Here is a 22394-nt window from a genome sequence, read left to right as displayed (position 1 = left end):
CCATCCCGAACTCGGAAGTGAAACGCAACAGCGCCGATGGTAGTGTGGGCTTCCCATGCGAGAGTAGGTCATCGCCAGGGTCTTTACCCTCAAACCCCCAGCCAATCGGCTGGGGGTTTGTCTTTGCACGAAACAAAACCTCGGGCGGACGGGCGATCGCTCCGCGACACGCAAGACGGCAAGGAGGCGGGAGGTTGTGTCGCGGCGGTGCGGCACGATGCCTGCTGCCGCTCATGTCCCCCGGCTGCGGCCTGCAGCCGCAGCCTCCTCCTTTACTTCCCGTCAGCAGGCATCGCACCGCACCGCTTCACGGTCATCGGCCACCGAACGGAAAGCCAGAGGCACTTCATGCCGGTTTCAACGCATGGTTCCCGCTTTTCCGTTGGCCGCCGGCCAAGCCAGGAGCGCTTTGGCGTGTGGCCTGCTGACGGGAAGTAAAGGAGGAGGTCCCGGCCCACCGGGCCGGGACCTGGGGACATGAGCGGCAGCAGGCCGCACGCCAAAGTGCCGCAGTGCTGCATCCGGCTTTTCCCTGCCCCGTTCCTGGGAGAAGAGCCATGAAAAAGGGCCGCCCGCCTTGCGGCGAACGGCCCTGCTTTTCCGGATCCTCCCGTCCTGCGCACGGGCGCAAGGCGCAAGAATCAGGGCGACGCGGCAGTCTTGTCGGCCATCATCCGGTCGCGCGCCGCCTTGAACGGGTTGCCGTCGTACCAGTTCGGCCAGCGGTCGCCGCCGGCCAGTTCGCGGCCCACGCCATACAGCGCCTCCAGATCCTCGACCACGCCGTCCAGCTTCCAGTTCGGGTCGTACTCGTCGCCGGGCTGGTGGTAGCGGTGGGTGCCGTAGTCCTCGTCGGCGGCATGGCCGGCCGCTGTGCCGCCATCCAGCAGATCGTCGCCACCGCTGGCATACAGCGCCGGGACGCCGGCCTTGGCGAAGTTGAAGTGGTCGGAGCGGAAGTAGAAGCCGCTCTGCGGCGAGCTCTCGCCCTTCAGCACGCGGTTCTGGGCCTGGGCGATCGGCTTGAGGATGTCCTCCAGCTCGGAGTTGCCGAAGCCGGTGACGACCATGTCGCGCGAGCGGCCAGCCACCGACATGGCGTCCAGGTTGACCACGCCGGCGATCTTGTCCAGCGGGAAGCTGGGATGGGCGACGTAGTACTTGGAACCCAGGAGGCCCGACTCCTCCAGGGTGACGGCCAGGAACACCACCGAGCGCTCCGGGCGCTGGGGCTGGCCGGCGAAGGCTTCGGCGATTTCGAGGATGCCGGCCACGCCGGTGGCGTTGTCGATGGCGCCGTTGTAGATCGCGTCGCCCTCCTCGCCCTCGTGCTTGCCCAGGTGGTCCCAGTGGGCCATGTACAGCACGGCCTCGTCGGCGCGGCTGGCGCCCGGCAGCACGCCGACCACATTGCGCGAAGTCTTGCGGGTGATCGCGCTGGCCAGGTCGACCGACATCTTCGCCTTCAGCGGCACCGGCTTGAAACCGGGCTTGCCGGCCATGCGGTAGGCCTCGTCAAGATCAAGGCCGGCACCGGCGAACAGGGTGCGGGCGACGTCGGCGGTGATCCAGCCCTGCACCGGGATGCGCGGCTCCGGATCGTCGCTGGCCGGCAGGTCGTACTGGGCGCCGGACCAGGAGTTCCTGACCACGTCCCAGCCGTAGCTGGCGCCGGGAGTGTCGTGCACGATCAGGGCGGCGGCGGCGCCCTTGCGCGCGGCCTCCTCGAACTTGTACGTCCAGCGGCCGTAGTAGGTCATCTTCTTGCCGTCGAACAGCTTCTCGTCGCCGGCGTGGAAGCCCGGGTCGTTGACGAACATGACCACGGTCTTGCCGCTCCAGTCCTGGCCGGCGTAGTCGTTCCAGTCCCTTTCCGGCGCGTCGACGCCGTAGCCGACGAAGACCACGTCGCTGGCGTCGACCTTGACCTGGGCCTGGCCGGTGCGGGTGCCCACCACCATCTGCGAACCGAAGCCCAGTTCCACCGGCTTGCCGTCGATGGTCAGAGTCATCTTCGTGGCCGGGTCGGCGGTGGTCTCCACCATCGGCACGTCCTGGAAATAGCTGTCGCCGTTGCCGGGCTGCAGGCCGATGCGCTGCATCTGCGCGCGGATGTACTCGACCGTGCGCTCCTCGCCGACCGAGCCCGGGCCGCGGCCCTCGAACTCGTCGGAGGCCAGGGTCTTCACCAGTTCGGCGAAGTCGCCGCCGGCGATCGCCGGCTGGAATTCGTGGGTGGATGCTGGCGCGGGCGCGGCGGCTTCGGCCGGCGCCGGCTCGGCCGCCGGTTCGGCCTGCTTGCCGCAGCCGGCAAGGGCGAGGACGCCGACAGCGGCGCCGATCAGGGATTTGCGGAACATCGGAACTCCGGTCAGGAACGACGGTGGTCCGATTCTAGCCAGCCGCGCACCGCCGCGGGGCCGCCGCCGCCACGGTGGTGCGCCGAATGTGCGCTGCGGCTCAGTCCTGCGGCGCGGTGTCGGTGTCGTAGATCCTCGCCTCGGCGCCGGTCACCGGACCGATGCGGGCGCTGCGATGGACATGCAGGTGGACCTCGCGCTTGAACACCAGCGGGCCTTCCACCACCGCGTCCGGACCGATCACCACCCGCGGATCGCGCCTGCCCTTGCCCTGGAACCATCCGGTGTTGCGCTCGACGGTGATGCCGCCCTTGACCCGCGAGCCGATGCCGACGGTGACGTCGCCGTTGAGGGTCTCGATGTCGCCGGCCAGCTCGGTCCCGACCAGGCCGATCGCGCCGTTGACGGTCTCGATGTCGCCGCCGATCACGCTGCCGCGGTCGGCGAACACGCTGCCGTTCACGGTCTCGATCCCGCTCGACACCTTGACCCCGGTGCCGAGCCGGATCGCGCCGTTGACCGTTTCCAGGCCGTCCACCTGTGCGCGGTCGCCCACGGTGATGCTGCCGTTGACCGTGCTGGCGTCCCGGGCCTGGGTGCCGTCGCCGATGCGAATGCTGCCGTTGACCGTCTCCAGGTCGCGGTAATGCTGGCCGGCGGCGGCCTCGATGCTGCCGTTGACCTTGCTGATGTCTTCCTCGGCGTGGGCCAGCGGCGCGGCGAGGGCCAGGCACAGGGCGAAGACGAGGCGGTGGATGCGGCGGGACATGGCGATCTCCTGTCGGCTTCGGGCCGGTTACCCGGCATGGGACCACGGCTGGCTACAATCCGCACCAGTCTGAAGTCACTGGGATGACGGCCGGAGTGACCCCCCTGCGCACGTGCCGCCTATCGTGTCCTTCCGGGCGCCATCCGTCGGAGCCGTTGCGTCCGCGATCCACCGGCATCGCCATGGGCCTGCTGCTGGCCGCGGTCCTGCCGCTGCTGGCCGGCATCGCCACGGCCCAGGAGCGCCGCGATCCCGGCGCCACCGAACGCCAGCTGCGCCAAGTCCGCGCCGAGCTGCAGGAGATCGCCCGCGAGCGGCGCAGGCTCGAGGGCGAGCGCGGCAGCGCCGCGGTCCGCCTGCGCCGGGTCGACGAGCAGCTGGGTCGGTCCGCGCGCGAACTGGCCGAAACCGAGGCTGCCCTGCAAAGCGAACAGCAGGCGCTGGAGGAACTGCGGCAGCAGCGCGGGCGGCTGCAGGCGGACCTGCAGCGCAGCCGCGAGCGCCTGGCGGCGCTGCTGCGCGCGGCCTACGTCCAGGGCGGCCAGGCACCGCTGAAACTGCTGCTGGCCCAGGATCGGGTCGCCGACGCGCAGAGGGCGATGGCCTATTACCGCTACATCCAGCGCGACCAGGCCCGCCAACTGGCGGACATCACCGGCTCTTTGCAGCAGCTGCAGGCCACCGAGGCCGGCATCGCCGAACGCAGCCAGGCCCTGGAGCTGCTGCGCGTGCAGCAGCGGCAACGGGTGACTGCGATGCAGCGCGACCGCGGCCAGCGCGCCGAACTGGTCAGCGAGCTGGACCAGCGCTACCAGGACCGCCAGCAGAAGGAGCAGGCGCTGGGCCAGGACGCCCGCGCCCTCGAGCGCCTGCTGGCGCAGCTGCGCGCCGCGGCGGCCCGGGCCGAGGCCGAGCGCCGCGCCGCCGCCCGCCGCGCCGCCCAGCAGCAGCAACAGGCGACGCGCCCGGCGGAAAGTGCCAGCAAGGTCCCGCCGCGGGTGGCCTCGGCGGCACCGCCGCCCCGGGTGGGCGGCCTGGGCTGGCCGGCCAGCGGCGAACTGCTGGCCCGCTTCGGCGGCCGCCTGCCGGACGGGCGCGGCAGCAGCGGCGTGCTGATCGGTGCGGCCGCCGGCAGCCCGGTCACCGCCGTGGCCGACGGTACGGTGGTGTTCTCCGAATGGATGACCGGCTACGGCCTGATCCTGATCATCGACCACGGCAACGGCTACATGAGCCTGTACGCGCACAACGAAACCCTGCTGCGCGACGCCGGTGCCCGGGTGAGCCGCGGCGAGACGGTGGCCCGGGTCGGCAGCTCCGGCGGGCACGGGCGCCCGGCGCTGTATTTCGAACTGCGCCGGAACGGCCAGCCGGTCGATCCCTCGTCCTGGCTGCAGCGCCGCTGAAGCGGGTGCGGCGCAGGCGCCGGAACCGGGGTGGCGGGGCGCCGGCATCGCGCATAATCGGGGCGTTCCGCGCGCTTTCGCGCGCCACGGAGTCCGCGATGCGCCGCACCCTTCCCGCCGTGATCCTGCCGTTCCTGCTGCTGGGGGCCGTGCCCTTGCATGCGCAGGCGCCTGTGCCGGCACCGCCGCAGGAAGAGGATGGGGCGCAGGCGCAGGATCCGGCGGCCACGCCTCCGGTGGGACCGGAGGTTGAAGCGCCGCCGCCCGCCGAGGACGCCCCGGTCCCGGCCAGCGACGACCCCGACGCCGCCGAATCCGGCAGCACCAAGGTGCCGCTGGCCGAGATCCAGCGCTACGTGGCCGTGTACAACGCGGTCAAGGAAGCCTACGTCGACGCGGTCGACGACCACCAGCTGATGCAGTCGGCGATCCGCGGCCTGCTGCTGGACCTGGATCCGCACAGCGCCTACCTGGACAAGCAGCAGAGCGACAGCTTCGACGAGCAGACCAGCGGCGCCTACGACGGCATCGGGGTGGAACTGCTGCAGCAGCAGGACAACAGCCTGAAGGTGATCGCACCGATCGACGGCACCCCGGCGGCGCGCGCCGGGGTGCTCGCCGGCGACGTCATCATCGCCATCGACGGCCGGCCGATCGCCCAGGTGGAGGGGATGGAGCCTTTGCGCGGCGCGCCGGGCAGCAAGGTCACCATCACCCTGGTGCGCGAGGGCCGCGAGAAGCCGTTCGACGTGACCCTGGAGCGGGAGACGATCAAGGTCACCAGCGTCCGCAGCCGGATGCTGGAGCCCGGTTATGCGTACGTGCGCCTGAGCACCTTCCAGGCCGACACCGGCACCGACTTCCGCCAGCACCTGGACCGGCTGCAGGCCGGCGGCCGCCTGCGCGGCCTGGTCCTGGACCTGCGCAGCAACCCCGGCGGCCTGCTGACCGCAGCGGTCCAGGTGGCCGACGAGCTGCTCGAGCGCGGCGGGATCGTCAGCACCCGCGGCCGCATCGCCATCAGCGACAGCCGCTTCGACGCGACCCCGGGCGACCGCATGCACGGCGCGCCGGTGGTGGTGCTGGTGGACGCCGGTTCGGCCAGCGCCGCCGAGGTCCTGGCCGGCGCCCTGCGCGACAACGGCCGCGCCCGGGTGATCGGCAGCCGCACCTTCGGCAAGGGCTCGGTGCAGACCGTGCTGCCGCTGGACAACGGCGACTCGGTCAAGCTGACCACCGCGCGCTACTACACCCCCAGCGGGCGCTCGATCCAGGCCAGCGGCATCGTCCCCGACCTCGAGCTGCAGCCGGATCCGGCGCTGGTGCAACGCGACGTGCCGCCCAGCCTGGCGAGCGAGGTCAGCGAGGCGACCCTGCCCGGGCACCTGCACGGCGACGAGGAAGGAGCCGAGGGCTACCAGGCCGGTTCGGCCCTGCCCGGGGACCAGCCGATCGCTGCCGCCCTGGCCGAGCTGAAGAAGCTGGTCGCCGCCGCCCCGGCGCCGGCGGCGATGCGCTGAGGCGATCCGGGCGCGGGACTCAGCGCGGAGGCTTGGCCGGCAAAGGGAACGGGGTGACCACCTTCTCGCCGGTGGCCGCGTCGCGGATGGCCGATTGGCCTTTGCGCTCCACCTCCTCGACCCGGACGATGCTCTGCATCGGCAGGTGCAGGACCCGGGTGGCGCCGAACTCGTCGCGCAGGCGTTCCTCGGTCGGATCCACGACCAGGCCTTCGTGCACGTCGAACACCAGCTCGCCGACCTCGGTGAAGCCCCACAGCGAGCTGCCGCCCACGTGCCGCGCGTACAGCTCGTAGACCTTGCCGTGATTGAGGAACGTGACCTTGTAGAGCGGCTTGGCCATGGCGGGGGACGTGGGGACCGGCTTGCGTTCCCCGCAGGATGGGGCGCCGGCGGCCGCTTTCCAAGGGTGCAGGCGCCTGCCGAAGGCCCGCGTCAGTAGCCCTTCTGCCGGCGCAGGCGGCGGGCGATCCCGGCCCGCACCACCAGGGCGAAGCAGACCCCGAACAGGAACCCGGCCACGTGCGCGGCCCAGGCCACCGCGCCGAAGGCCGGGCCGATGTAGGCGAACACCACCTGCAGCGCGGCCCAGATCCCGATCAGGAGGAAAGCCGGGGCGCGCACGAACTCCAGGAACAGCCCCAGCGGCAGCACCACCCCCAGGCGCGCGCTCGGGAACAGCGCCAGATAGGCGCCGATCACCGCCGATACCGCCCCGCTGGCGCCGATCACCGCCCGGTCCGGGTTGCCGATCACGGTCACCGCGGCCAGGTTGGCGACCGCGCCGCCGAGCAGGAACAGCAGCAGGAAGCGCCACGGCCCCATCGTCCGCTCGGCCGGCAGGCCGAAGATCAGCAGGAACACCAGGTTGCCGAGCAGGTGCGCCCAGTCCGCATGCAGGAACAGCGCGGTGAACAGGCGCAGCACGCTGCCGTCGCGCAGCGCGGCCAGCCAGGCGTCGCCGCCGGCCAGGCCGCGGCCGAGCGCGCCCCAGGCCAGCCACAGGCTGCGCCGGGCCTCGTCCGGGCGGCCGAGCATCCACAGGAAGGCCAGCCACAGGGCCGCGAACAGCAAGGGCGTGGCCCAGCGCAGCGAGGGTTTCCGGCGCGAGGGCAGGGACACGAACATGCCGCCCACTATCGCCCAAGGCGGGGGCCGCCGTCTGCGGCTCCGCCCCGACGCGGCCGGCATCCCCCGTGACTTTCGTCGTTATTGTCCTGTTAAACGCAGCGGGTATACTGCAATACGGCGTCGTATGTCGGGAGGGGACTCCGACGAAGGCGGGCGGGCCCCGGGGCGGCCTTCCGCCGGGCGCTGGCTAACCACCACACCACGTCTATCGGAGAAACCGCAGCATGCATCCCGCCCACAGCATCACCCGCATTTCCGCCCTCGCCCTGGGCATCGTCGGCGCCCTGGCCTGTGGCCACGCCCATGCCGCCGCCTCCCAGCTCAAGGAAAACAGCGCCAAGGGCCTGGGCCGCGCCTTCGCCGGTTCCGGCAGTGCCGCCGGCGACGCCTCGATCATCGTCAACACCCCCGCCGGCATGCGCCAGCTCGATGGCCGCCAGCTGCAGGCCGACCTGAGCGCGGTCAGCTTCTCGGCCGAGTTCACCGGTGCCGGGCGCAACGCCGGTCCGACCGGTCCGGGCACCGGGACCCCGATCAGCGGCGGCAACGGTGGCGATGCCGGCAAGATCGCCGCGATTCCCGCGGCCTACTTCTACACCCCGGTCGGCGAGCAGGCCCACCTGGGCGTGTCGCTGAGCGTGCCGTACGGCTTCGCGACCGAGTACGACTCCGACTGGGTGGGTCGCTACGGCGGCACCAAGACCGAGATGGAGGTCGTCGACCTGGGCCTGTCGGCCTCCTACGACGTCAATCCCTATGTGTCCTTCGGCGCCAGCGTCTTCGCCGAGCACATGACCATCGAGCTTGGCAACGCCATCGACTTCGGCGCAATCCTCGCCTCCGCGCGGGTCCCGGGCTACGCGCCGGGCAGCGCCGACGGCAGCCTGAAGGTGGAAGGCGACAACAACGCCTGGGGCTGGACCGTCGGCGGCCTGTTCAGCCCGGACGAGAACACCCACATCGGCCTGAGCTACCGCTCCAAGGTCGAGCACAAGATCACCGGCGGCGACGCCACCTTCGTGGTGCCGCAGCAGGCCGCGGCGATCCTGTCGGTCGCGCGTCCGGGCTGGTTCGTCGACACCAGCGGCAAGGCCACCGTGACCCTGCCGGCCTCGGCGACCCTGAGCGTGACCCACGTGGTCAACGACCAGTGGACGGTGATGGCCGACGTCACCCGTACCGCATGGTCCACCGCGTTCGATTCGGTGACCATCGACTACGCCTCCAGCCAGGCCGATTCGGTGCTGAACTTCGACTACCGCGACACCACCTTCGGTTCGATCGGCGCCGAGTACAAGCTCAACCAGAACCTGACCCTGCGTGGCGGCCTGGCGTACGACCAGACCCCGACCACCGCCGAGCACCGCGACGTGCGCGTGCCCGACACCACCCGCAAGTGGGTGACCTTGGGCCTGGGCTATGCCCCGTCCGAGAAGATGGAGTTCAACCTCGGCTACCTGCACATCTTCGCCTCGGATCCGACCGTGACCAAGGCGTCGGAGACCGGCAACCTCGTCAACGGCAAGTACGATGTGGTCGGCGACGTCCTGGCGGCTTCGATCAACTACAAGTTCTGATCGACCCGGCGGTTGCGACAAAGCGAAAGCCCCGCTCCGGCGGGGCTTTCCTTTTGTGCGCCGGACAGGGCGGCCGCTAGTAGGGCAGTCCGGCCACGTCCAACTCGATCGACCAGACCGCACCGGCGCCGGTGAGATAGAGGGTGCGCCGCTGCGGGCCGCCGAAGGCGGCGTTGGTGACGTTGGCGTCGACCGCGATGGTGGCCAGCTGCTCGCCCTGCGGTGAGATCACCCGGACCCGGCGCTGGGTGTGCTCGGTCAGGTAGATGTTGCCCAGGCAGTCCACTGCCAGGCCGTCGGGGACGACGGTGGAGACCAGGTCGCGGCCGGGGCCGGCCTGGCCGTCGGCGATCGGATAGGCGCGCAGCACGCCCTGCTCGCCGCCACCGGCCACGTACAGGGTGTTGCCGTCGGGCGAGAGCGCGATGCCGTTGGGATTGGCGATGCTGTCGTCGACCACGGTCGCCACGCCGTCGCCGCCGACCCGGTAAACGCGGGTCTTCTCCTGTCCGCCGGGCGCGGCCGCGCGCTGGAAATCCGGATCGGTGAACCAGATCGTGCCGTCGTCGCCGACCACCAGGTCGTTGGGCGAGTTGAACGGCTGGCCCTGGTATTCGCCGACGATGCGCATGCGCGCGCCGTCCACCAGGTCGTAGCGCGACAGTTCCTTGCGGTCGTGGGTGGCCGCGACCAGGGCGCCGTCCTGGCCCAGGGCCAGGCCGTTGCTGCCGCTGGCCTCGATCGCGGTCTCCAGGCGGCCGTCGGCGGTCAGGCGGCGGATCTTCGAGGGGAAGCCATCACTGAAGCGGAAGTCGGAGAAGTACAGGGCATCGCCGGTCCAGACCGGGCCTTCGTACAGGCCGCCGGCACCGTCGCCATCGGCGGCGGCGATGCGGGCGGCGACCAGGTCGCCCGAGGGTGCGCGGCCGGGATCGGCCGGGCAGTGGCCATTGCCGGCACCTGGGGCCGCGGCAGGGGCCGGCGCCGCGGGTGCGGCAGCTTCTGGGGCGGCCGGGGCGGCGGCATCCGGAGAGGCGGGGGCGTCGTCGCCGCGGCAGCCGCCGAGCAGGGCGGCCAGCAGGGCGAGGGACAGGGCGGTAGGAATCGCTGCGCGCATCTTCGGGATGCCTCCAGGGTAGGGACCGGCCATCCTAGCCCGCCGCCGCCCACGTACGCGCCGGTCCGGCGCGGCGCCGTCAGCCGGCCAGCAGGGCGCGCAGGCTGGCCTTGATCCGGCGTCCGTCGCGGTGGAAATACGCGCGTTCCTCGCGCCAGGCCGGGAAGCGCTGCTCCACCTCGCGCCAGAACGCCGGCGAGTGGTTGGCCTGCAGCAGGTGGCAGAGTTCGTGCACCAGCACGTACTCGAACGCCGAGGGCCGCGCCAGCACCAGGGCCAGGTCCAGGGCCAGGCTGCCGTCCGGGGCCAGCGAGCCCCACTGCGAGGACATCACCTTCAGCCGCAGCTGGCGCGGCGCGCGCGGCAGGCCGGGCAGGTAGACCGGCAGCCAGCGGCCGATGTCGGCCCGCGCCTCGGCTTCGTAGAACGCACGCAGGGCGCGGCGCAGGGCGGCGTCGCCGGCGCGCGGCGGGCGCTGCACGTGCACGCCGTCGGCGTCGCGCTCGATCCGGATGTAGCGGCCTTCGTGCCAGTGCAAGGGCAGGTTCGCGCCGCGCAGGGGCAGGCAGGCGCTGGCTCCGGGCTGCAGCGCGGCGGCTTCGCCATCGGCCGGCAGGTGGCGGTCCATCTGCTCGGCCAGCCAGCCGCGGTGCTCGTGCAGGAAGCGCTCGCCGGAGACCAGGCTGGCGCGCAGGGGCAGGGTCAGGCGGACGCCGCGTTCGTCCACGCTGAGCTTGAGCCGGCGCGCACGCGGATCGCGCACGCGCTGCACGGTCAGGCGGCGGCCGTCGTCCAGCTCCAGTTCCAGCGTGTCGCGCTCCACGCGCTGGGGCGTACGGGCGATCAGGCGGTGCAGCGGCGAAGGCATGCGGCGATTCTAGGCCGGATCGCCGCCCCTACACAGGGCGGGTCAGGCCTCGGCCTTGCTCAGCTTCAGCGCCGATTCCAGCACCAGGAACAGGCGCCGGACTTCGCCGGCCAGCAGGGCGAAGCGCGCGTCCAGTTCCTGGCGCAGGTCGTCGCGCTCGGTGCTTTCGAGCTGGTCGACCGCGCCTTCCAGGAACTTGAGCTTGCGCACCACCAGGTCCTCGCCGAGGACGAAGGAGACGTGGTCGTCCAGGTTCAGCGCCAGCTTGGTCACCTGCTTGCCGACCTCCAGGTGCTTGGCGATCTCGTCGCTGAGCAGCTCCTGGTGCTGGGCCTTGACCACCGCGCCGCCGTCCATCGCGTCCTTGAGCTCGCACTCCTCGCCCAGGGTCAGGCCTTCGGGCAGGGGCTCGCCGCCGATCCAGCCGGTGAGCACGCTGCGCGGGGCCACTTCGGCGTTCGGCGGGATCGCCGGGAAGCTGCCCAGGGCGCGGCGGATCTCCGAGGCGACCATCTCGCCGGTCTTGCGCGAGGAGGCGTCCACGGCCAGGAAGCCGTGCTCGAGGTCGAGCAGGGCGTCGGTGCGCGAGCTCTTGACGAAGGCGCGCGGCAGGAGCTCGTGCAGCAGGTCGTCCTTCAACCGCTTGCGCGCGCGGCCGCCGAGCTTGCGGCCTTCCTTGTCCTCGATCTCGGCCACTTTCTGCGCCAGCAGGTCGTTGACCACCGAGCCGGGCAGGATCTTGTGCTCGCTGCCCACCGACAGCCAGATCGAGTTCTCGATCCGGTGCGACAAGGCCTGCTCGCCGCGGCCGAAGGGCGAGATGAAGCCGGCCGAGGACAGCTCCAGCGGGCCGACCGGCTTGAGCGCGGCTTCCGGCAGCAGTTCGTCGAGCTGGACGAAATCGTGGGTGGTGGGGAAGCGGAAGAAGGTCAGGTTGCGGAAGAACATGCGGGTACTCGGAAGCGGAAGAGTTGCCGACGGGTCAGGGTGTGTCGTCGTCGCCGGTCGCATGCGGTTCGCCGGCCAGCCAGGCGTGGGCGTCGGCGCGCGCCGCGCCCTCGCGGTGGCCCAGGGCGAGGAAGTCGAACAGCTTCGGGTCGGACAGCTGCGAGGGGCGGATGTCGCCCAGGGCGCGGGCGATGGTCTCGATCCGGCCCGGCGACTCGCGCTCCCACTGCTGCATCATCAGCCCGACCTGCTTGCGCTGCAGGTTCTCCTGGCTGCCGCACAGGTTACAGGGGATGATCGGGAAGGCCTTGGCCGCCGCGTACTCGAGTATGTCGCTTTCTCGCACGTAGGCCAGCGGCCGGATCACCACGTGCCGGCCGTCGTCGGACAGCAGCTTGGGCGGCATGCCCGAGAGCTTGGCGTGGTGGAACAGGTTGAGGAAGAAGGTCGCCACCAGGTCGTCGCGGTGGTGGCCCAGGGCGATCTTGGTGAAGCCGTGCTCGGCGGCGTAGGCGTACAGCGCGCCGCGGCGCAGGCGCGAGCACAGCGAGCACATGGTCTTGCCTTCCGGGATCACCCGGCTGACCACCGAATAGGTGTCCTGCTCGATGATGTGGAACGGCACCCCGAGCGCGCGCAGGTAGTCGGGCAATACATGTTCCGGGAAGCCCGGCTGCTTCTGGTCCAGGTTCACCGCCACCAGCTCGAACGGCACCGGCGCCTTGCGCTGCAGTTGCAGCAGGATGTCGAGCATGGTGTAGCTGTCCTTGCCGCCGGACAGGCAGACCATGACCTTGTCGCCGGCCTCGATCATGCCGAAGTCGGCGATCGCCTGGCCGACCTGGCGGCGCAGGCGCTTGGCCAGCTTGCCCTGCTCGCGCTGGGCGATGCGCGGGTCGGCGCGGCGGGAGGGCGGTTCGGGCAGGGGCAGGACGGCGGCGTTCATCGCTGCACATTCTACCGGTCGCCACCGCCGCCGGCCGCGGCCGGTCCGCAGGGCCGGGATATCCGGCGCCGGTGTAAGCTTGATGTCCGTGGAAGCCCTCGACCCCAGCACCGTCGCCGAGCGCATCGCCGAACTGCGGCGCGAGCACCGCGCGCTGGACGAGCGCATCCAGCAGCTGGCCGCCAATCCGGACGACGAGCTTGAGTCCAAGCGCCTGAAGAAGCGCAAGCTGCAGCTCAAGGACTGCATCGCCAAGCTGGAAAGCCTGCTGATCCCGGACCAGCCGGCCTGAGCCGCGGCGGCGGGACCGCCGCCGGCCTCAGTCCGCCGGCGCTTCTGCCGGTTCGTTGCGCGCGGCCTCCGGGCTGACCCGCTCGATCGTGTGCCGCAGCTCGCGGCCGAGGATCATCTTGGCGTCCTTGGCCCACACGTCCAGGCGCTCGTCGAACAGCAGCTTGCTGTTCTGGTCGGGCCAGACCAGCTTCATCTCGCGCAGCTTCTGGATGAAGCTGCGGAACAGGCTTTTGTCGAAGAACTCCGGCGCGGCCGGCGCGTACAGCAGACTCAGGCGCTGGGCCGCCAGCTGGCACAGGCTTTCCAGCTCGGCCGCGCCCAGGGTGCCGGGGCCGTTCTTCACCAGCACCGAGATCGCGATGTAGTAGCGCTCGAACGCCTGCTGCAGGGTGTGGCCGATCGCGCGCAGGCGGAACACCTCGTCGCTCTGGCCCTGGTTGCGCTGGAGGATGCCGCCGTCGTCGTCGTTGGCCTGCTGCAGCAGGCCCTCGCGCACGAACACGTCGGCGATGCGCTCCACCCGCTCGGCGAACTCGTCCTCGCTCCACGGCAGGAACAGCTCGGCCTGCAGGAACGGGTAGACCGTGCGCCCCAGCCGCACCAGGGTGCGCCGGCTCATGCGCCGGTTGTGCTGGAAGCAGCAGGCGATCCACGAGGACGCGGTGAACAGGTGGACCACGTTGTTGCGGAAGTACGACAGCAGCACGGCGTTCTCGCCGTCCACCCGCAGGACGTCGCCCAGCGGGTGCGGGACGCGCTCGAGCACGCCGATCTCCTCGCCGTGGGCGATGATCTCCTGCGGCGAGTGCGGGGTGACGGTGAAGCGGTCCGAGTACGGGATCTCGGCCAGCAGGGTCCGCGACAGGGCGATCTGGGCCAGCAGGTCGCGCTCGCCCATGGCGTGCTTGGGCGTGGACAGCAGGGCCAGGGCCAGCAGGTTGATCGGGTTGACGTCGGCGGCGCCGTTGACGTTGACCTGGATCTGCTGGGCCAGGGCGTCGACGGTGTCGGCCAGCCAGGCCGGCTTCTCGTCCTCGGACACCGGCCGCCCGTCCCAGTCCGGCGCCCGCTGCGCCAGCACCTCGTCCAGCCGGATCGGCTCGCCGAAGTTCACCACCACCTGGCCGTAGTTGCTGCGCAGGACCTTGGGGATGCCCCACAGCAGCGACCAGATCGATTCCTTCTCCTTGGGCTTGCCCGACAGCTCGTCCAGGTAGCTGTTGCCCTCCATCAGCTTCTCGTAGCCGATGTAGACCGGCTGGAACAGCACCGGCCGGGTCGGCTGGCGCAGGTAGGCGCGCAGGGTCATGGCGATCATGCCGCCCTTGGGCTGCAGCAGCCGGCCGGTGCGCGAGCGCCCGCCCTCGATGAAGTACTCCAGCGAATAGCCGCCGGACACCAGCTGGGCCACGTACTCGGTGAACACCGCCGAATACAGCGGGTTGCCGCGGAAGCTGCGGCGCATGAAGAACGCCCCGCCCTTGCGCAGGATGGTGCCCACCACCGGCAGGTTGAGGTTGATGCCCGCGGCGATGTGCGGCGGCACGATCCCGCGCTCGTACAGCAGGTAGGACAGCAAGAGGTAGTCCATGTGGCTGCGGTGGCAGGGCACGTAGACCACCTCGTGGCCGGGCGCGGCCTCCTTGAGCTTGTCCAGGTGGTGGACCAGCACGCCGCGGTAGATCTTGTTCCACACCGGGGTGAGGACGAAGCTGGCCGAGCGCACCGTCGGGTGCGAGTAGTCGGCGGCGATCTCCCAGGCGTAGGCGTGGGCCTTCTTCCAGGCCTCGGCCGGCTTGGAGCTGTCGCGCCGGGCCTGGTCGGCGATGGCCTCGCGTACGGTGTCGGCGGCCAGCACCTTGTCCACCAGCAGGCGCCGGGTCGACAGGTCCGGTCCGATGATCGCCGCGCGGATCCGGCGGAAGTGCGCGCGCAGCACCCGTTGCAGCTTGCGCACGGTGCGCTCCGGCTCCAGGCCCTCGGCCACGCTCTCGCGCAAGGAAATGGGCTCGGCGAAGCGGACCAGGGTGTCGCGGCCGTTGAGCAGGATCGCCAGCAGCCGGCGGAAGCGGCCCACCAGCGCCCAGTTCTCCGAGAACAGCACCGAGAACCAGCCGCTGGCCCGGTCCGGGGCGCGGCCGACGAAGATCGACACCGGCACCAGGTGCACGTCCAGGGTCGGGTCGGCGCGGTGGGCCTGCAGCAGTTTGGCCAGCGAATCGGAATGGGTGCGTGCGGCCGGGCGCTGGTCGGGGATCAGCGGGGCGGCGTTGCGCCGGGACAGGGCCAGGTAGGCGCGCTTGCGGCCCAGGGGGTCGCCCGGCAGGGGCACCAGCGGCGAAGGCAGCCCGGCCTGGCGGCAGGCCTTGTCCAGGATCAGGGCGTTGGACAGGCCGTAGTCCTCGAGCACGTAGCAGACGAGGCGACGGTCGTCGGCGTCCGGGACCGGGAGCTCGGCCGGTTCCAGCTTCAGGTCCAGCCAGGGATCGGCCAGGCGGCCGAGCAGGCGCGCCCACCACGGGCGGCGGGCCGGCGGCTGGCCGCGGCCGGGTGCGGGCGGCTGGCTGCCGGCGCGCTCGGGGACGGTGTGCTCGACCGGGGCGGCACCGCCGTCCGGCGTGCCCTGGGCGGCCGGCACGGGGGCCGCGGACGGCGCCGGGGTGCCCGACGCGGGGTCCGGGAAGGGCAGGGGATTCTGTTCAGGCATGGGGCGATTATCGCGCAGGCGCCGGGCCGGCCGCCTGCGGGGGGGATTCGGGCCGCGCCTCGGAGGGGTCGGCGGCGGGCGGGGCGGGCAGGTCGAAAGGCATCGCGGGCACCGCGGGAACGGCCAGCAGCAGGGCGGCGTGGTCCAGGTAGTCGCTCATGTACCAGTGGCCGTCGCGGCGGACCAGGCTGACGGTGGTGTCGATCTCGGTGGCGCCCAGCGGATAGTGGATCCGGACCACGGCGCGGTCGCCGCTGGCCTCGACCAGGCCGGTGCGCAGGTCGGCCAGGCTGCGGTCCAGGTCCAGGCCGTAGCTGGCCACCGCGGCCTTGGCCTCGGCCAGGAACGGCCCCAGCCGGCGCAGGCTCTCCTCCATCCCGGCCTGGCGCAGGTCGTCTTCGCTGGCCAGGCCGGTGGCGCGGGCGGCGGCGGCGAGGCGGTCGATGGCGGCGTAGGCGTGCTTGCGCTCGCCCAGCGGCGCCTGCCCGGCCCAGGTGCCGAGCGCGGCGACGACCTGGACGTAGTGGCCGCGCTCCTCGGCGCTGTAGTCGCCCTGCTGCTTCAGGTACTGGCCGCCGAACAGGGTCAGCGAGCGGGCGGCATCGCGCAGGGCCGCGTCCTGGCCGGCGAACTGGCGGTCGAACTCGCGGCGCAGGCGCTGCTCCGAGCCGGGTGCGGCCAGGGTGCCCAGGATCGCCGGCAGACGGTCGTCCAGCGGCAGTTCGGTCAGCGGCCAGCGGCTGCGGTCCTGGCGCCAGGCCTCGGCCAGGCGCGCGTGCTCGGCCGGCGGCAAGGCGTCGCGGGCGAAGGCGGCCAGGTCGTTGCTGCGTAGGTGTCCGGCGAGCTGGCGCACCGCGCCGGCCGGCTCGCTGGCGGCGCCGGGCAGGTCGGGCGGAGCCGGGCGGCCGCAACCCCCGAGCAGGGCGGCCAGCGCCAGGATCAGGCAGGACAGGCCGGACCGGACGGAGCCGGGCGATGGCTGGCGGAGCTGCGGTCGCTGCATGCAGGCACGTTCCCGGTCGGTTCTCCCCGCGCCGAGTGTGGCCGCAGCCGGGCCTGTCCGGCAACGGAAAGGGCGTGTCCCCGGCGGAATAAAAAGGGGAGGCGCATGGCCTCCCCCAAAACCGGCCGGAGCCGGAGGACATCGTGTTGTGGCACGGTTCCGGCCAAGGGCCGGACGCGGGCATCCTAGCGCCGCGCCGAAGTTTAGGCAATGCGTGAGATTGTCTGCCTCAACCCATTGAATTCATTTGGTAATAGCGGTCAGGATCTCCGCCTGGATCGCCTCTGCGGCGGCGCGCGGATCGGCCGCCTGGCGGATCGGACGCCCGACCACGATGGCGTCGGCGCCGTCGGCGAAGGCCCGGGCCACGCCGACGCTGCGCTTCTGGTCGTCGCCGGCCGGGCCGCCGGGGCGGATGCCCGGGCAGACGATCGAGAAGCCGGCGCCGGTGGCGCGCCGGATCGGTCCGGCCTCCAGCCCGGAGGCGATCACCCCGTCGATCCCGGCGGCCTGTGCGGCCCGGGCGCGTTCGACGACGATCTCTTCCGGTTCGCCGGAGATGCCCATGGAGCGCAGGTCCTGGCCGTCCATCGAGGTGAGCACGGTGACCGCCAGCAGGCGCATGTCCGAGCCGGCGTTGGCCTCGGCCGCGGCCTGCATCATCGCCGGGTGCCAGCCGTGGATGGTGCAGTAGTGCACCGGCCAGCGGCCCAGGCCGCGGACCACCCCGGCCACGGTCGCCGGGATGTCGAAGAACTTCAGGTCGACGAACGCCTTCTTGCCCTGCAGGGCGAGGTCGTCCAGCACCTGGAAGTACTCGCCCGAGGCCAGCAGCTCCATGCCGATCTTGTAGAAGCGCACGCTGTCGCCGAGGCGGTCGATCCACTCCAGCGCCTGGGCCCGGCCGGGCACGTCCAGGGCGAAGATCAGCCGCTCGTCGGCGGCCAGCGGCAGCGGGGCGCGGCTCACGGCGCCACCTCCAGCGCGGCGCGCTTGGCCGCCCGCCGGGCCTCGCGCGGCAGCCGCCAGTCGTTGTCGAACAGGGCCGGTTCCCAGCTGCCGTAGGTCGGGTTGGGCAGGATCCACCAGCGCCGGCCGAACCAGTCGCCGTACCGCTCCAGCAGCCCCTGGCGCCCGGCCGGGGTGTTGGCGTCGATCCGGACGAAGTCGCCGAGCTGGTCGCCGAACTGCATCAGCACCCGGTAGCGCTGGCCGGCCAGGCGGCGGCGGCAGTCCTTCTCCGAGCCTTCCTGCTCGCAGCCCGGCACCACCGTGCCCAGGCCGAGGAACACGCTGTCGTCGGCCACCGGCAGGCCGGCGGCGCGCAGGTTGTCCAGGGTCGCGTCCTTCAGGTGCACGGCACGGTTGGAGATGTAGACCAGGGTGATGCCGCGGGCTTCGGCGGCGCGGGCGAAGGCGACCACGCCGGGGACGGCGGTGGCCTTGCGCTCCTCGACCCAGGCGTCCCAGGCCGGGTCGCTGTACTCGCCGCCGTCGCGCACCAGCCGCGCCTGGTAGGGCGAGTTGTCGAGCACGGTCTCGTCGATGTCCAGGACCACCGCCGGCTTCAGCCCGGTGCCGGCGGGGCCGCGCTCGCTGGCGACCAGGGCGTCCCAGTCGGCCTGCTTCAGCGCCGCGTCCAGGTGGTCGGCGGCGGCGCGGTAGGTCTGTTCGGCCAGGGCGCGGTACTCGGCCGAGCGCTGCACCCACAGCACCGCGTTGAGGTTGTCGTCGGCCGGGACCGTGGCGGCGGCCGCCGGGTCGGTGGCGACGGCGGGCGGTGCGTCGGGGCGCACGGGCTGGCAGGCGGCCAGCGCCAGCGCGGCCAGGCCGGCGACGCAGAGCGGGGTCGGGCGCATCGGGATCTCGCGGAACGGCGGGGATGCGGAAGTCTACCGGCTCGCCGCGCAGGGCCCGCGTTCCTACCCCGGATCCGGGGTCCGGAACAGCAGCAGTTCCTGCGCCTGCCCGGGCAGGGTCACCGTGCCGTCCGGCTCCAGGCCGAGCCGCCGCAGCAGGGCGATGGAGCGGGCGTTGTCCGCGACCACGATCGCCAGCACCCGGTCCAGGCCCAGCGCATCCCGGGCGTGGGCCAGGACCGCTCCGGCGGCCTCGAAGGCGTAGCCGCGGCCGTAGTGTTGCGGCAGGAAGGCGAAGCCCAGGTCCGGCGCCGGCAGGCCCTCGCGCGCGACCAGGCCGCACAGGCCCAGGGCGACCGGCGTGACGTCCAGGGTCTCCACCAGCCACAGGCCGTGGCCGTGGCGGGCGTAGCTGGCGGCCGGGCCGTCGTGCAGCCAGGCCAGGGCCTGGCCGGGGTCGCGCACGCCGCGGTCGCCGATATGGCGGAGGAAATCGGGCTGGTTGAGCAGCTCGACGATGAAGCCGGCATCGTCGGGACCGATCTCACGCAGGCGCAGGCGGGCGGTGCGGGCGATCACGCGCGGGGCGGGCGGCATGTTCATGCCGGACGCTGGCGGTGCAGCGGCCGGAAGGGGTGGGGATGGATCATCGCAGGCGCGCAGGTGTGAAGATGGCCGCCAGCGTAGCGCGGCCGGGACGAGGCGCAGCCGCGACCTCGATCCATACACCTTTTTGCGCACCCGCAGCATGCATCCGACCCCCCGGACGTGGTAGAACATGAAAAATGGTACCGCTAACTTGAATCCCGGCCGGGCCGGAAAACCCGACCGGGATCTGCCGTGGCCGACACTTTTGTTGCGTCGCAGCAATGCCGGCGAGCCGGGGATTCCATGAGGTTGAAACGCGCAATGGAGCGCCAGATGACGACAGTGCCAGCCACCTTCCTCCGCCTGCGGCCGCAGGCCGGCGCCCGCGCGGAGCGGCGCGCATGAGCCTGTACGTCGGCCTCGACGTCGGCACCCAGAGCGTCAAGCTGGTGGCCTATGATCCGGAGACCCGCCAGGTCGCCGCCACCCTCGGCCAGCCGCTGGAGCTGGCCTCCGGCGACGACGGCAGCCGCGAGCAGCGCGCCGAGTGGTGGATCGAGGCGATCCGCAGCTGCTTCACGCGGCTGGAGCCGGCCCTGCGTGCGCGGGTCAAGGCGATCGGCGTGTCCGGCCAGCAGCACGGCTTCGTGCCGCTGGATCGCGCCGGCAATGTTCTGGCCCCGGCCAAGCTGTGGTGCGACACCAGCAGCGCGGCCGAGTGCGACCAGATCATGGACGCGGTCGGCGGCGCCCAGGCCAGCATCGACCTGGCCGGCAATCCCATCCTGGTCGGCTACACCGCCTCCAAGCTGCCGTGGACCCGCCGCCACCGCTCGCAGGCCTACGCCCAGCTGGCCTCGATCCTGCTGCCGCACGACTACGTCAACTTCTGGCTCACCGGCGAGCGCTGGATGGAGTGCGGCGACGCCTCCGGCACCGGCTGGCTGGACGTGCGCAACCGCCGCTGGTCGGAGCAGATGCTCAAGGCCACCGATGCCGACCGCGACCTGGCCGCCTGCCTGCCGCCGCTGGTCGAGGCCGACGCCACCTTCCCGCTCGCCCCGGCTATCGCCGACGAGCTGGGCCTGCCGCGCGGCGTGCGCGTGTCGGCCGGCGGCGGCGACAACATGATGGCCGCGATCGGCACCGGCAACGTCTCCCCGGGCGTGCTGAGCATGAGCCTGGGCACCTCCGGCACCCTGTTCGCCTACGCCGACAAAGCGATGGTCGACGACGCCGGGCGCTGGGCCGCGTTCTGCGATTCCACCGGCGGCTGGCTGCCGCTGATCTGCACCATGAACTGCACCGTGGCCACCGAGGCGGTCGGCAAGCTGTGCGGCTTCTCCACCAAGGAGGGCGACGCCCTGCTGGCCAACACCCGGCCCGGTGCCGACGGCCTGCTGATGCTGCCGTTCCTCAACGGCGAGCGCACTCCCAACCTGCCCAACGGCCGCGGCAGCCTGTTCGGCATGACCGCCACCAACTTCAGCGTTGCCAACCTGTACCGGGCGGCGATGGAAGGCGCGGTCTACAGCCTGAAGAACGGCTACGACGCCTTCGTCGACGCAGGCATGCGCTTCGAGGCCATCCGCCTGACCGGCGGCGGCAGCCAGAGCGCGGTGTGGCGGCAGATGGTGGCCGACGTGTTCGGCCTGCCGGTGGACGTGCCCGAGCAGGCCGAGGGCGCGGCCTTCGGCGCGGCTTTGCAGGCGTTGTGGGCCGACCAGCGCGCCGCCGACCCGGGCGCCGACCTGGCCGCGCTGGCCGCCGCCCACGTGCGCCTGGACCCGCGCCTGTCCGCCCACCCCCATGCCGAGGCGACCGCCGCCTACGCCAGCCAGTACCAGCGTTTCCTTTCCCACCTCGACGCGATCCGGCCGCTGTACGCCTGACCGCCCGCCACCCACACCTCCACGACACGACGGAATCACCGACATGAGCAAGGCATTCATCGGCGCCAAGGAATATTTCCCCGGCATCGGCACCATCCCCTACGAAGGCCCGGGTTCGGACAACCCGCTGGCGTTCAAGGTCTACGACGCTGAGAAGAAGATCGGCGGCAAGACCATGCGCGAGCACCTGCGCTTCGCGGTCTGCTACTGGCACACCTTCTGCAACGCCGGCGCCGACCCGTTCGGCCCGGGCACCCGCCACTTCCCGTGGGAGAAGGACAACGCGCTGGCCACGGCCGAGGCCAAAGTCGACGCCGCGTTCGAGTTCTTCACCAAGCTCGGGGTGCCGTACTACTGCTTCCACGACGTCGACCTGGCGCCGGACGCCGACGACATCGGCCAGTACGAGAAGAACCTCAAGCACCTGGTCGGCCTGGCCAAGGAGCGCCAGCAGGCCACCGGCACCAAGCTGCTGTGGGGCACGGCCAACCTGTTCTCGCACCCGCGCTACATGAACGGCGCCTCCACCAATCCGGACTTCAATGTCGTCGCGCGCGCCGCGGTGCAGGTCAAGGCGGTGCTGGACGCGGTGGTCGAGCTGGGCGGCGAGCACTACGTGTTCTGGGGCGGCCGCGAGGGCTACGCCTCGCTGCACAACACCAACATGAAGCGCGAGCTCGAGCACTTCGCCCGCTTCCTGACCGTGGCCCGCGACTACGGCCGCAGCATCGGCTTCAAGGGCCAGTTCTTCATCGAGCCCAAGCCGATGGAGCCGATGAAGCACCAGTACGACTTCGACAGCGCCACCGTCGCCGGCTTCCTCAAGGAGCACGGCCTGGAGAAGGACTTCTCGCTCAACATCGAGGCCAACCACGCCACGCTCTCGGGCCACACCTTCGAGCACGACCTGCAGGTGGCCAGCGACCACGGCCTGCTCGGCAGCATCGACGCCAACCGCGGCAACGCCCAGAACGGCTGGGACACCGACCAGTTCCCGACCGACCTGTACGACACCGTCGGCGCGATGCTGGTGGTGCTGCGCCAGGGCGGCCTGGTCGGCGGCCTGAACTTCGACGCCAAGCCGCGCCGCGAGTCGACCGACATGGAGGACCTGTTCCTGGCCCACATCGGCGGCATGGACGCGTTCGCCAAGGGCCTGGAAGTGGCGCACGCGCTGCTCAACGACTCGCCGTGGGAGAAGTGGCGCAGCGAGCGCTACGCCAGCTTCGACGCCGGCGCCGGCAAGGACTTCGAGCAGGGCAAGCTGGGCCTGGCCGACCTGGTCGCGCTGGCCGGCAAGAACGGCGAGCCGCAGCAGATCAGCGGCAAGCAGGAGCGTTACGAGAACCTGCTCAACCAGTACCTGCTCAACCGCTGAGCGATACAGGCCGGGGCCGCGTGCCCCGGTT

The 22394-nt window shown here is 71.6% G+C and carries 19 protein-coding genes and 1 rRNA gene; 7 read left to right on the top strand and 13 right to left on the bottom strand.

The window, feature by feature from the left end; translation table 11 throughout:
- Positions 1 to 80: ribosomal RNA gene (gene rrf, locus CSC62_RS18290) — 5S ribosomal RNA — on the top strand; the annotation flags it as partial.
- A gap of 561 nt (positions 81 to 641) precedes the next feature.
- On the opposite strand, the gene CSC62_RS12440 is transcribed toward rrf, so the two are convergent.
- The gene (locus CSC62_RS12440) at positions 642 to 2360 is read right to left on the bottom strand and encodes a M28 family metallopeptidase (protein WP_162406859.1); all 1719 of its coding nucleotides are present in this window, start codon (positions 2358 to 2360) and stop codon (positions 642 to 644) included.
- Positions 2361 to 2460: 100 nt separating this feature from the next.
- The gene (locus CSC62_RS12435) at positions 2461 to 3129 is read right to left on the bottom strand and encodes a DUF4097 family beta strand repeat-containing protein (RefSeq protein WP_162406857.1); all 669 of its coding nucleotides are present in this window, start codon (positions 3127 to 3129) and stop codon (positions 2461 to 2463) included.
- 182 nt (positions 3130 to 3311) lie between these two features.
- On the opposite strand from CSC62_RS12435, the gene CSC62_RS12430 reads away from it, so the two are divergent.
- Together CSC62_RS12430 and CSC62_RS12425 are read left to right on the top strand one after the other, a co-directional pair.
- Complete coding sequence (locus tag CSC62_RS12430) at positions 3312 to 4535, top strand: murein hydrolase activator EnvC family protein (protein WP_162406867.1); 1224 nt, start codon at positions 3312 to 3314, stop codon at positions 4533 to 4535.
- A gap of 98 nt (positions 4536 to 4633) precedes the next feature.
- On the top strand, positions 4634 to 6055 hold the full coding sequence (locus tag CSC62_RS12425) for a S41 family peptidase (RefSeq protein ID WP_162406855.1): 1422 nt from the start codon (positions 4634 to 4636) through the stop codon (positions 6053 to 6055).
- 19 nt (positions 6056 to 6074) lie between these two features.
- Here the strand turns inward: CSC62_RS12425 and CSC62_RS12420 are convergent, their stop codons facing one another.
- Together CSC62_RS12420 and CSC62_RS12415 are read right to left on the bottom strand one after the other, a co-directional pair.
- On the bottom strand, positions 6075 to 6398 hold the full coding sequence (locus tag CSC62_RS12420) for a DUF1820 family protein (protein ID WP_162406853.1): 324 nt from the start codon (positions 6396 to 6398) through the stop codon (positions 6075 to 6077).
- Between the two features lie 92 nt (positions 6399 to 6490).
- Positions 6491 to 7183 carry a rhomboid family intramembrane serine protease gene (locus CSC62_RS12415; protein WP_162406851.1) on the bottom strand — a complete coding sequence of 231 codons (693 nt, stop codon included), beginning with the start codon at positions 7181 to 7183 and terminating at the stop codon, positions 6491 to 6493.
- A gap of 227 nt (positions 7184 to 7410) precedes the next feature.
- On the opposite strand from CSC62_RS12415, the gene CSC62_RS12410 reads away from it, so the two are divergent.
- Positions 7411 to 8763, top strand: coding sequence for an outer membrane protein transport protein (locus CSC62_RS12410; RefSeq protein ID WP_162406849.1), 1353 nt, complete (start codon positions 7411 to 7413; stop codon positions 8761 to 8763).
- A gap of 76 nt (positions 8764 to 8839) precedes the next feature.
- Here CSC62_RS12410 and CSC62_RS12405 read toward each other — a convergent pair whose 3' ends face one another.
- The 4 genes from CSC62_RS12405 to ttcA form a co-directional block, all read right to left on the bottom strand.
- On the bottom strand, positions 8840 to 9880 hold the full coding sequence (locus CSC62_RS12405; RefSeq protein WP_162406847.1) for an SMP-30/gluconolactonase/LRE family protein: 1041 nt from the start codon (positions 9878 to 9880) through the stop codon (positions 8840 to 8842).
- Between the two features lie 79 nt (positions 9881 to 9959).
- Positions 9960 to 10748, bottom strand: a complete 789-nt coding sequence (locus tag CSC62_RS12400; RefSeq protein ID WP_162406845.1) for a YgjP family zinc-dependent metalloprotease — start codon at positions 10746 to 10748, stop codon at positions 9960 to 9962.
- Between the two features lie 42 nt (positions 10749 to 10790).
- Entirely contained in the window at positions 10791 to 11696 is a 906-nt protein-coding gene (locus tag CSC62_RS12395) for a recombination-associated protein RdgC (RefSeq protein ID WP_162406843.1), read from the bottom strand.
- 34 nt (positions 11697 to 11730) lie between these two features.
- Positions 11731 to 12642, bottom strand: a complete 912-nt coding sequence (ttcA, locus tag CSC62_RS12390) for a tRNA 2-thiocytidine(32) synthetase TtcA (protein WP_162406841.1) — start codon at positions 12640 to 12642, stop codon at positions 11731 to 11733.
- Between the two features lie 82 nt (positions 12643 to 12724).
- Here ttcA and CSC62_RS12385 point away from each other — a divergent pair, with 82 nt between their 5' ends.
- Positions 12725 to 12934, top strand: a complete 210-nt coding sequence (locus CSC62_RS12385) for a YdcH family protein (RefSeq protein ID WP_425502025.1) — start codon at positions 12725 to 12727, stop codon at positions 12932 to 12934.
- A gap of 27 nt (positions 12935 to 12961) precedes the next feature.
- Here CSC62_RS12385 and plsB read toward each other — a convergent pair whose 3' ends face one another.
- The 5 genes from plsB to CSC62_RS12360 form a co-directional block, all read right to left on the bottom strand.
- Positions 12962 to 15643, bottom strand: coding sequence for a glycerol-3-phosphate 1-O-acyltransferase PlsB (gene plsB / locus CSC62_RS12380; protein WP_162406839.1), 2682 nt, complete (start codon positions 15641 to 15643; stop codon positions 12962 to 12964).
- A 7-nt stretch (positions 15644 to 15650) separates the two neighbouring features.
- Positions 15651 to 16646: a hypothetical protein gene (locus CSC62_RS12375; RefSeq protein ID WP_162406828.1), complete on the bottom strand. Its 996-nt coding sequence runs from the start codon at positions 16644 to 16646 to the stop codon at positions 15651 to 15653.
- A 243-nt stretch (positions 16647 to 16889) separates the two neighbouring features.
- Positions 16890 to 17615, bottom strand: coding sequence for an orotidine-5'-phosphate decarboxylase (pyrF, locus tag CSC62_RS12370; protein ID WP_162406826.1), 726 nt, complete (start codon positions 17613 to 17615; stop codon positions 16890 to 16892).
- A complete protein-coding gene (locus tag CSC62_RS12365) occupies positions 17612 to 18505 on the bottom strand; it encodes a 5'-nucleotidase, lipoprotein e(P4) family (protein ID WP_162406824.1) in 894 nt (297 codons plus the stop codon). The genes pyrF and CSC62_RS12365 overlap by 4 nt, the downstream gene beginning before the upstream one ends.
- Positions 18506 to 18568: 63 nt before the next feature.
- Positions 18569 to 19108, bottom strand: a complete 540-nt coding sequence (locus CSC62_RS12360; RefSeq protein WP_211368999.1) for a GNAT family N-acetyltransferase — start codon at positions 19106 to 19108, stop codon at positions 18569 to 18571.
- A gap of 386 nt (positions 19109 to 19494) precedes the next feature.
- On the opposite strand from CSC62_RS12360, the gene xylB reads away from it, so the two are divergent.
- Both xylB and xylA read left to right on the top strand, forming a co-directional pair.
- Complete coding sequence (xylB, locus tag CSC62_RS12355) at positions 19495 to 20985, top strand: xylulokinase (protein ID WP_162406822.1); 1491 nt, start codon at positions 19495 to 19497, stop codon at positions 20983 to 20985.
- Positions 20986 to 21028: 43 nt separating this feature from the next.
- Positions 21029 to 22363, top strand: a complete 1335-nt coding sequence (gene xylA / locus CSC62_RS12350) for a xylose isomerase (protein ID WP_162406820.1) — start codon at positions 21029 to 21031, stop codon at positions 22361 to 22363.
- The last annotated feature ends 31 nt before the right edge of the window (positions 22364 to 22394 follow it).

Origin of the sequence: Pseudoxanthomonas jiangsuensis (genome assembly GCF_010093185.1) — a bacterium.
GTDB lineage: Bacteria > Pseudomonadota > Gammaproteobacteria > Xanthomonadales > Xanthomonadaceae > Pseudoxanthomonas > Pseudoxanthomonas jiangsuensis.
Note: the sequence above shows the minus strand (reverse complement) of the source record. Positions and strands in the feature narration are given on the sequence as shown.

Bases quoted from the DNA above. Each gene is read 5' to 3' on its own strand.
- CSC62_RS12420 (WP_162406853.1), bottom strand. From the start codon at position 6,398: ATGGCCAAGCCGCTCTACAAGGTCACGTTCCTCAATCACGGCAAGGTC.
- CSC62_RS12405 (WP_162406847.1), bottom strand. From the start codon at position 9,880: ATGCGCGCAGCGATTCCTACCGCCCTGTCCCTCGCCCTGCTGGCCGCC.
- CSC62_RS12385 (WP_425502025.1), top strand. From the start codon at position 12,725: ATGTCCGTGGAAGCCCTCGACCCCAGCACCGTCGCCGAGCGCATCGCC.
- CSC62_RS12435 (WP_162406857.1), bottom strand. From the start codon at position 3,129: ATGTCCCGCCGCATCCACCGCCTCGTCTTCGCCCTGTGCCTGGCCCTC.
- xylB (WP_162406822.1), top strand. From the start codon at position 19,495: ATGAGCCTGTACGTCGGCCTCGACGTCGGCACCCAGAGCGTCAAGCTG.
- xylA (WP_162406820.1), top strand. From the start codon at position 21,029: ATGAGCAAGGCATTCATCGGCGCCAAGGAATATTTCCCCGGCATCGGC.
- CSC62_RS12410 (WP_162406849.1), top strand. From the start codon at position 7,411: ATGCATCCCGCCCACAGCATCACCCGCATTTCCGCCCTCGCCCTGGGC.
- CSC62_RS12395 (WP_162406843.1), bottom strand. From the start codon at position 11,696: ATGTTCTTCCGCAACCTGACCTTCTTCCGCTTCCCCACCACCCACGAT.
- ttcA (WP_162406841.1), bottom strand. From the start codon at position 12,642: ATGAACGCCGCCGTCCTGCCCCTGCCCGAACCGCCCTCCCGCCGCGCC.
- CSC62_RS12375 (WP_162406828.1), bottom strand. From the start codon at position 16,646: ATGCAGCGACCGCAGCTCCGCCAGCCATCGCCCGGCTCCGTCCGGTCC.
- CSC62_RS12400 (WP_162406845.1), bottom strand. From the start codon at position 10,748: ATGCCTTCGCCGCTGCACCGCCTGATCGCCCGTACGCCCCAGCGCGTG.
- plsB (WP_162406839.1), bottom strand. From the start codon at position 15,643: ATGCCTGAACAGAATCCCCTGCCCTTCCCGGACCCCGCGTCGGGCACC.
- CSC62_RS12415 (WP_162406851.1), bottom strand. From the start codon at position 7,183: ATGTTCGTGTCCCTGCCCTCGCGCCGGAAACCCTCGCTGCGCTGGGCC.
- CSC62_RS12360 (WP_211368999.1), bottom strand. From the start codon at position 19,108: ATGAACATGCCGCCCGCCCCGCGCGTGATCGCCCGCACCGCCCGCCTG.
- CSC62_RS12440 (WP_162406859.1), bottom strand. From the start codon at position 2,360: ATGTTCCGCAAATCCCTGATCGGCGCCGCTGTCGGCGTCCTCGCCCTT.
- CSC62_RS12430 (WP_162406867.1), top strand. From the start codon at position 3,312: ATGGGCCTGCTGCTGGCCGCGGTCCTGCCGCTGCTGGCCGGCATCGCC.
- CSC62_RS12365 (WP_162406824.1), bottom strand. From the start codon at position 18,505: ATGCGCCCGACCCCGCTCTGCGTCGCCGGCCTGGCCGCGCTGGCGCTG.
- CSC62_RS12425 (WP_162406855.1), top strand. From the start codon at position 4,634: ATGCGCCGCACCCTTCCCGCCGTGATCCTGCCGTTCCTGCTGCTGGGG.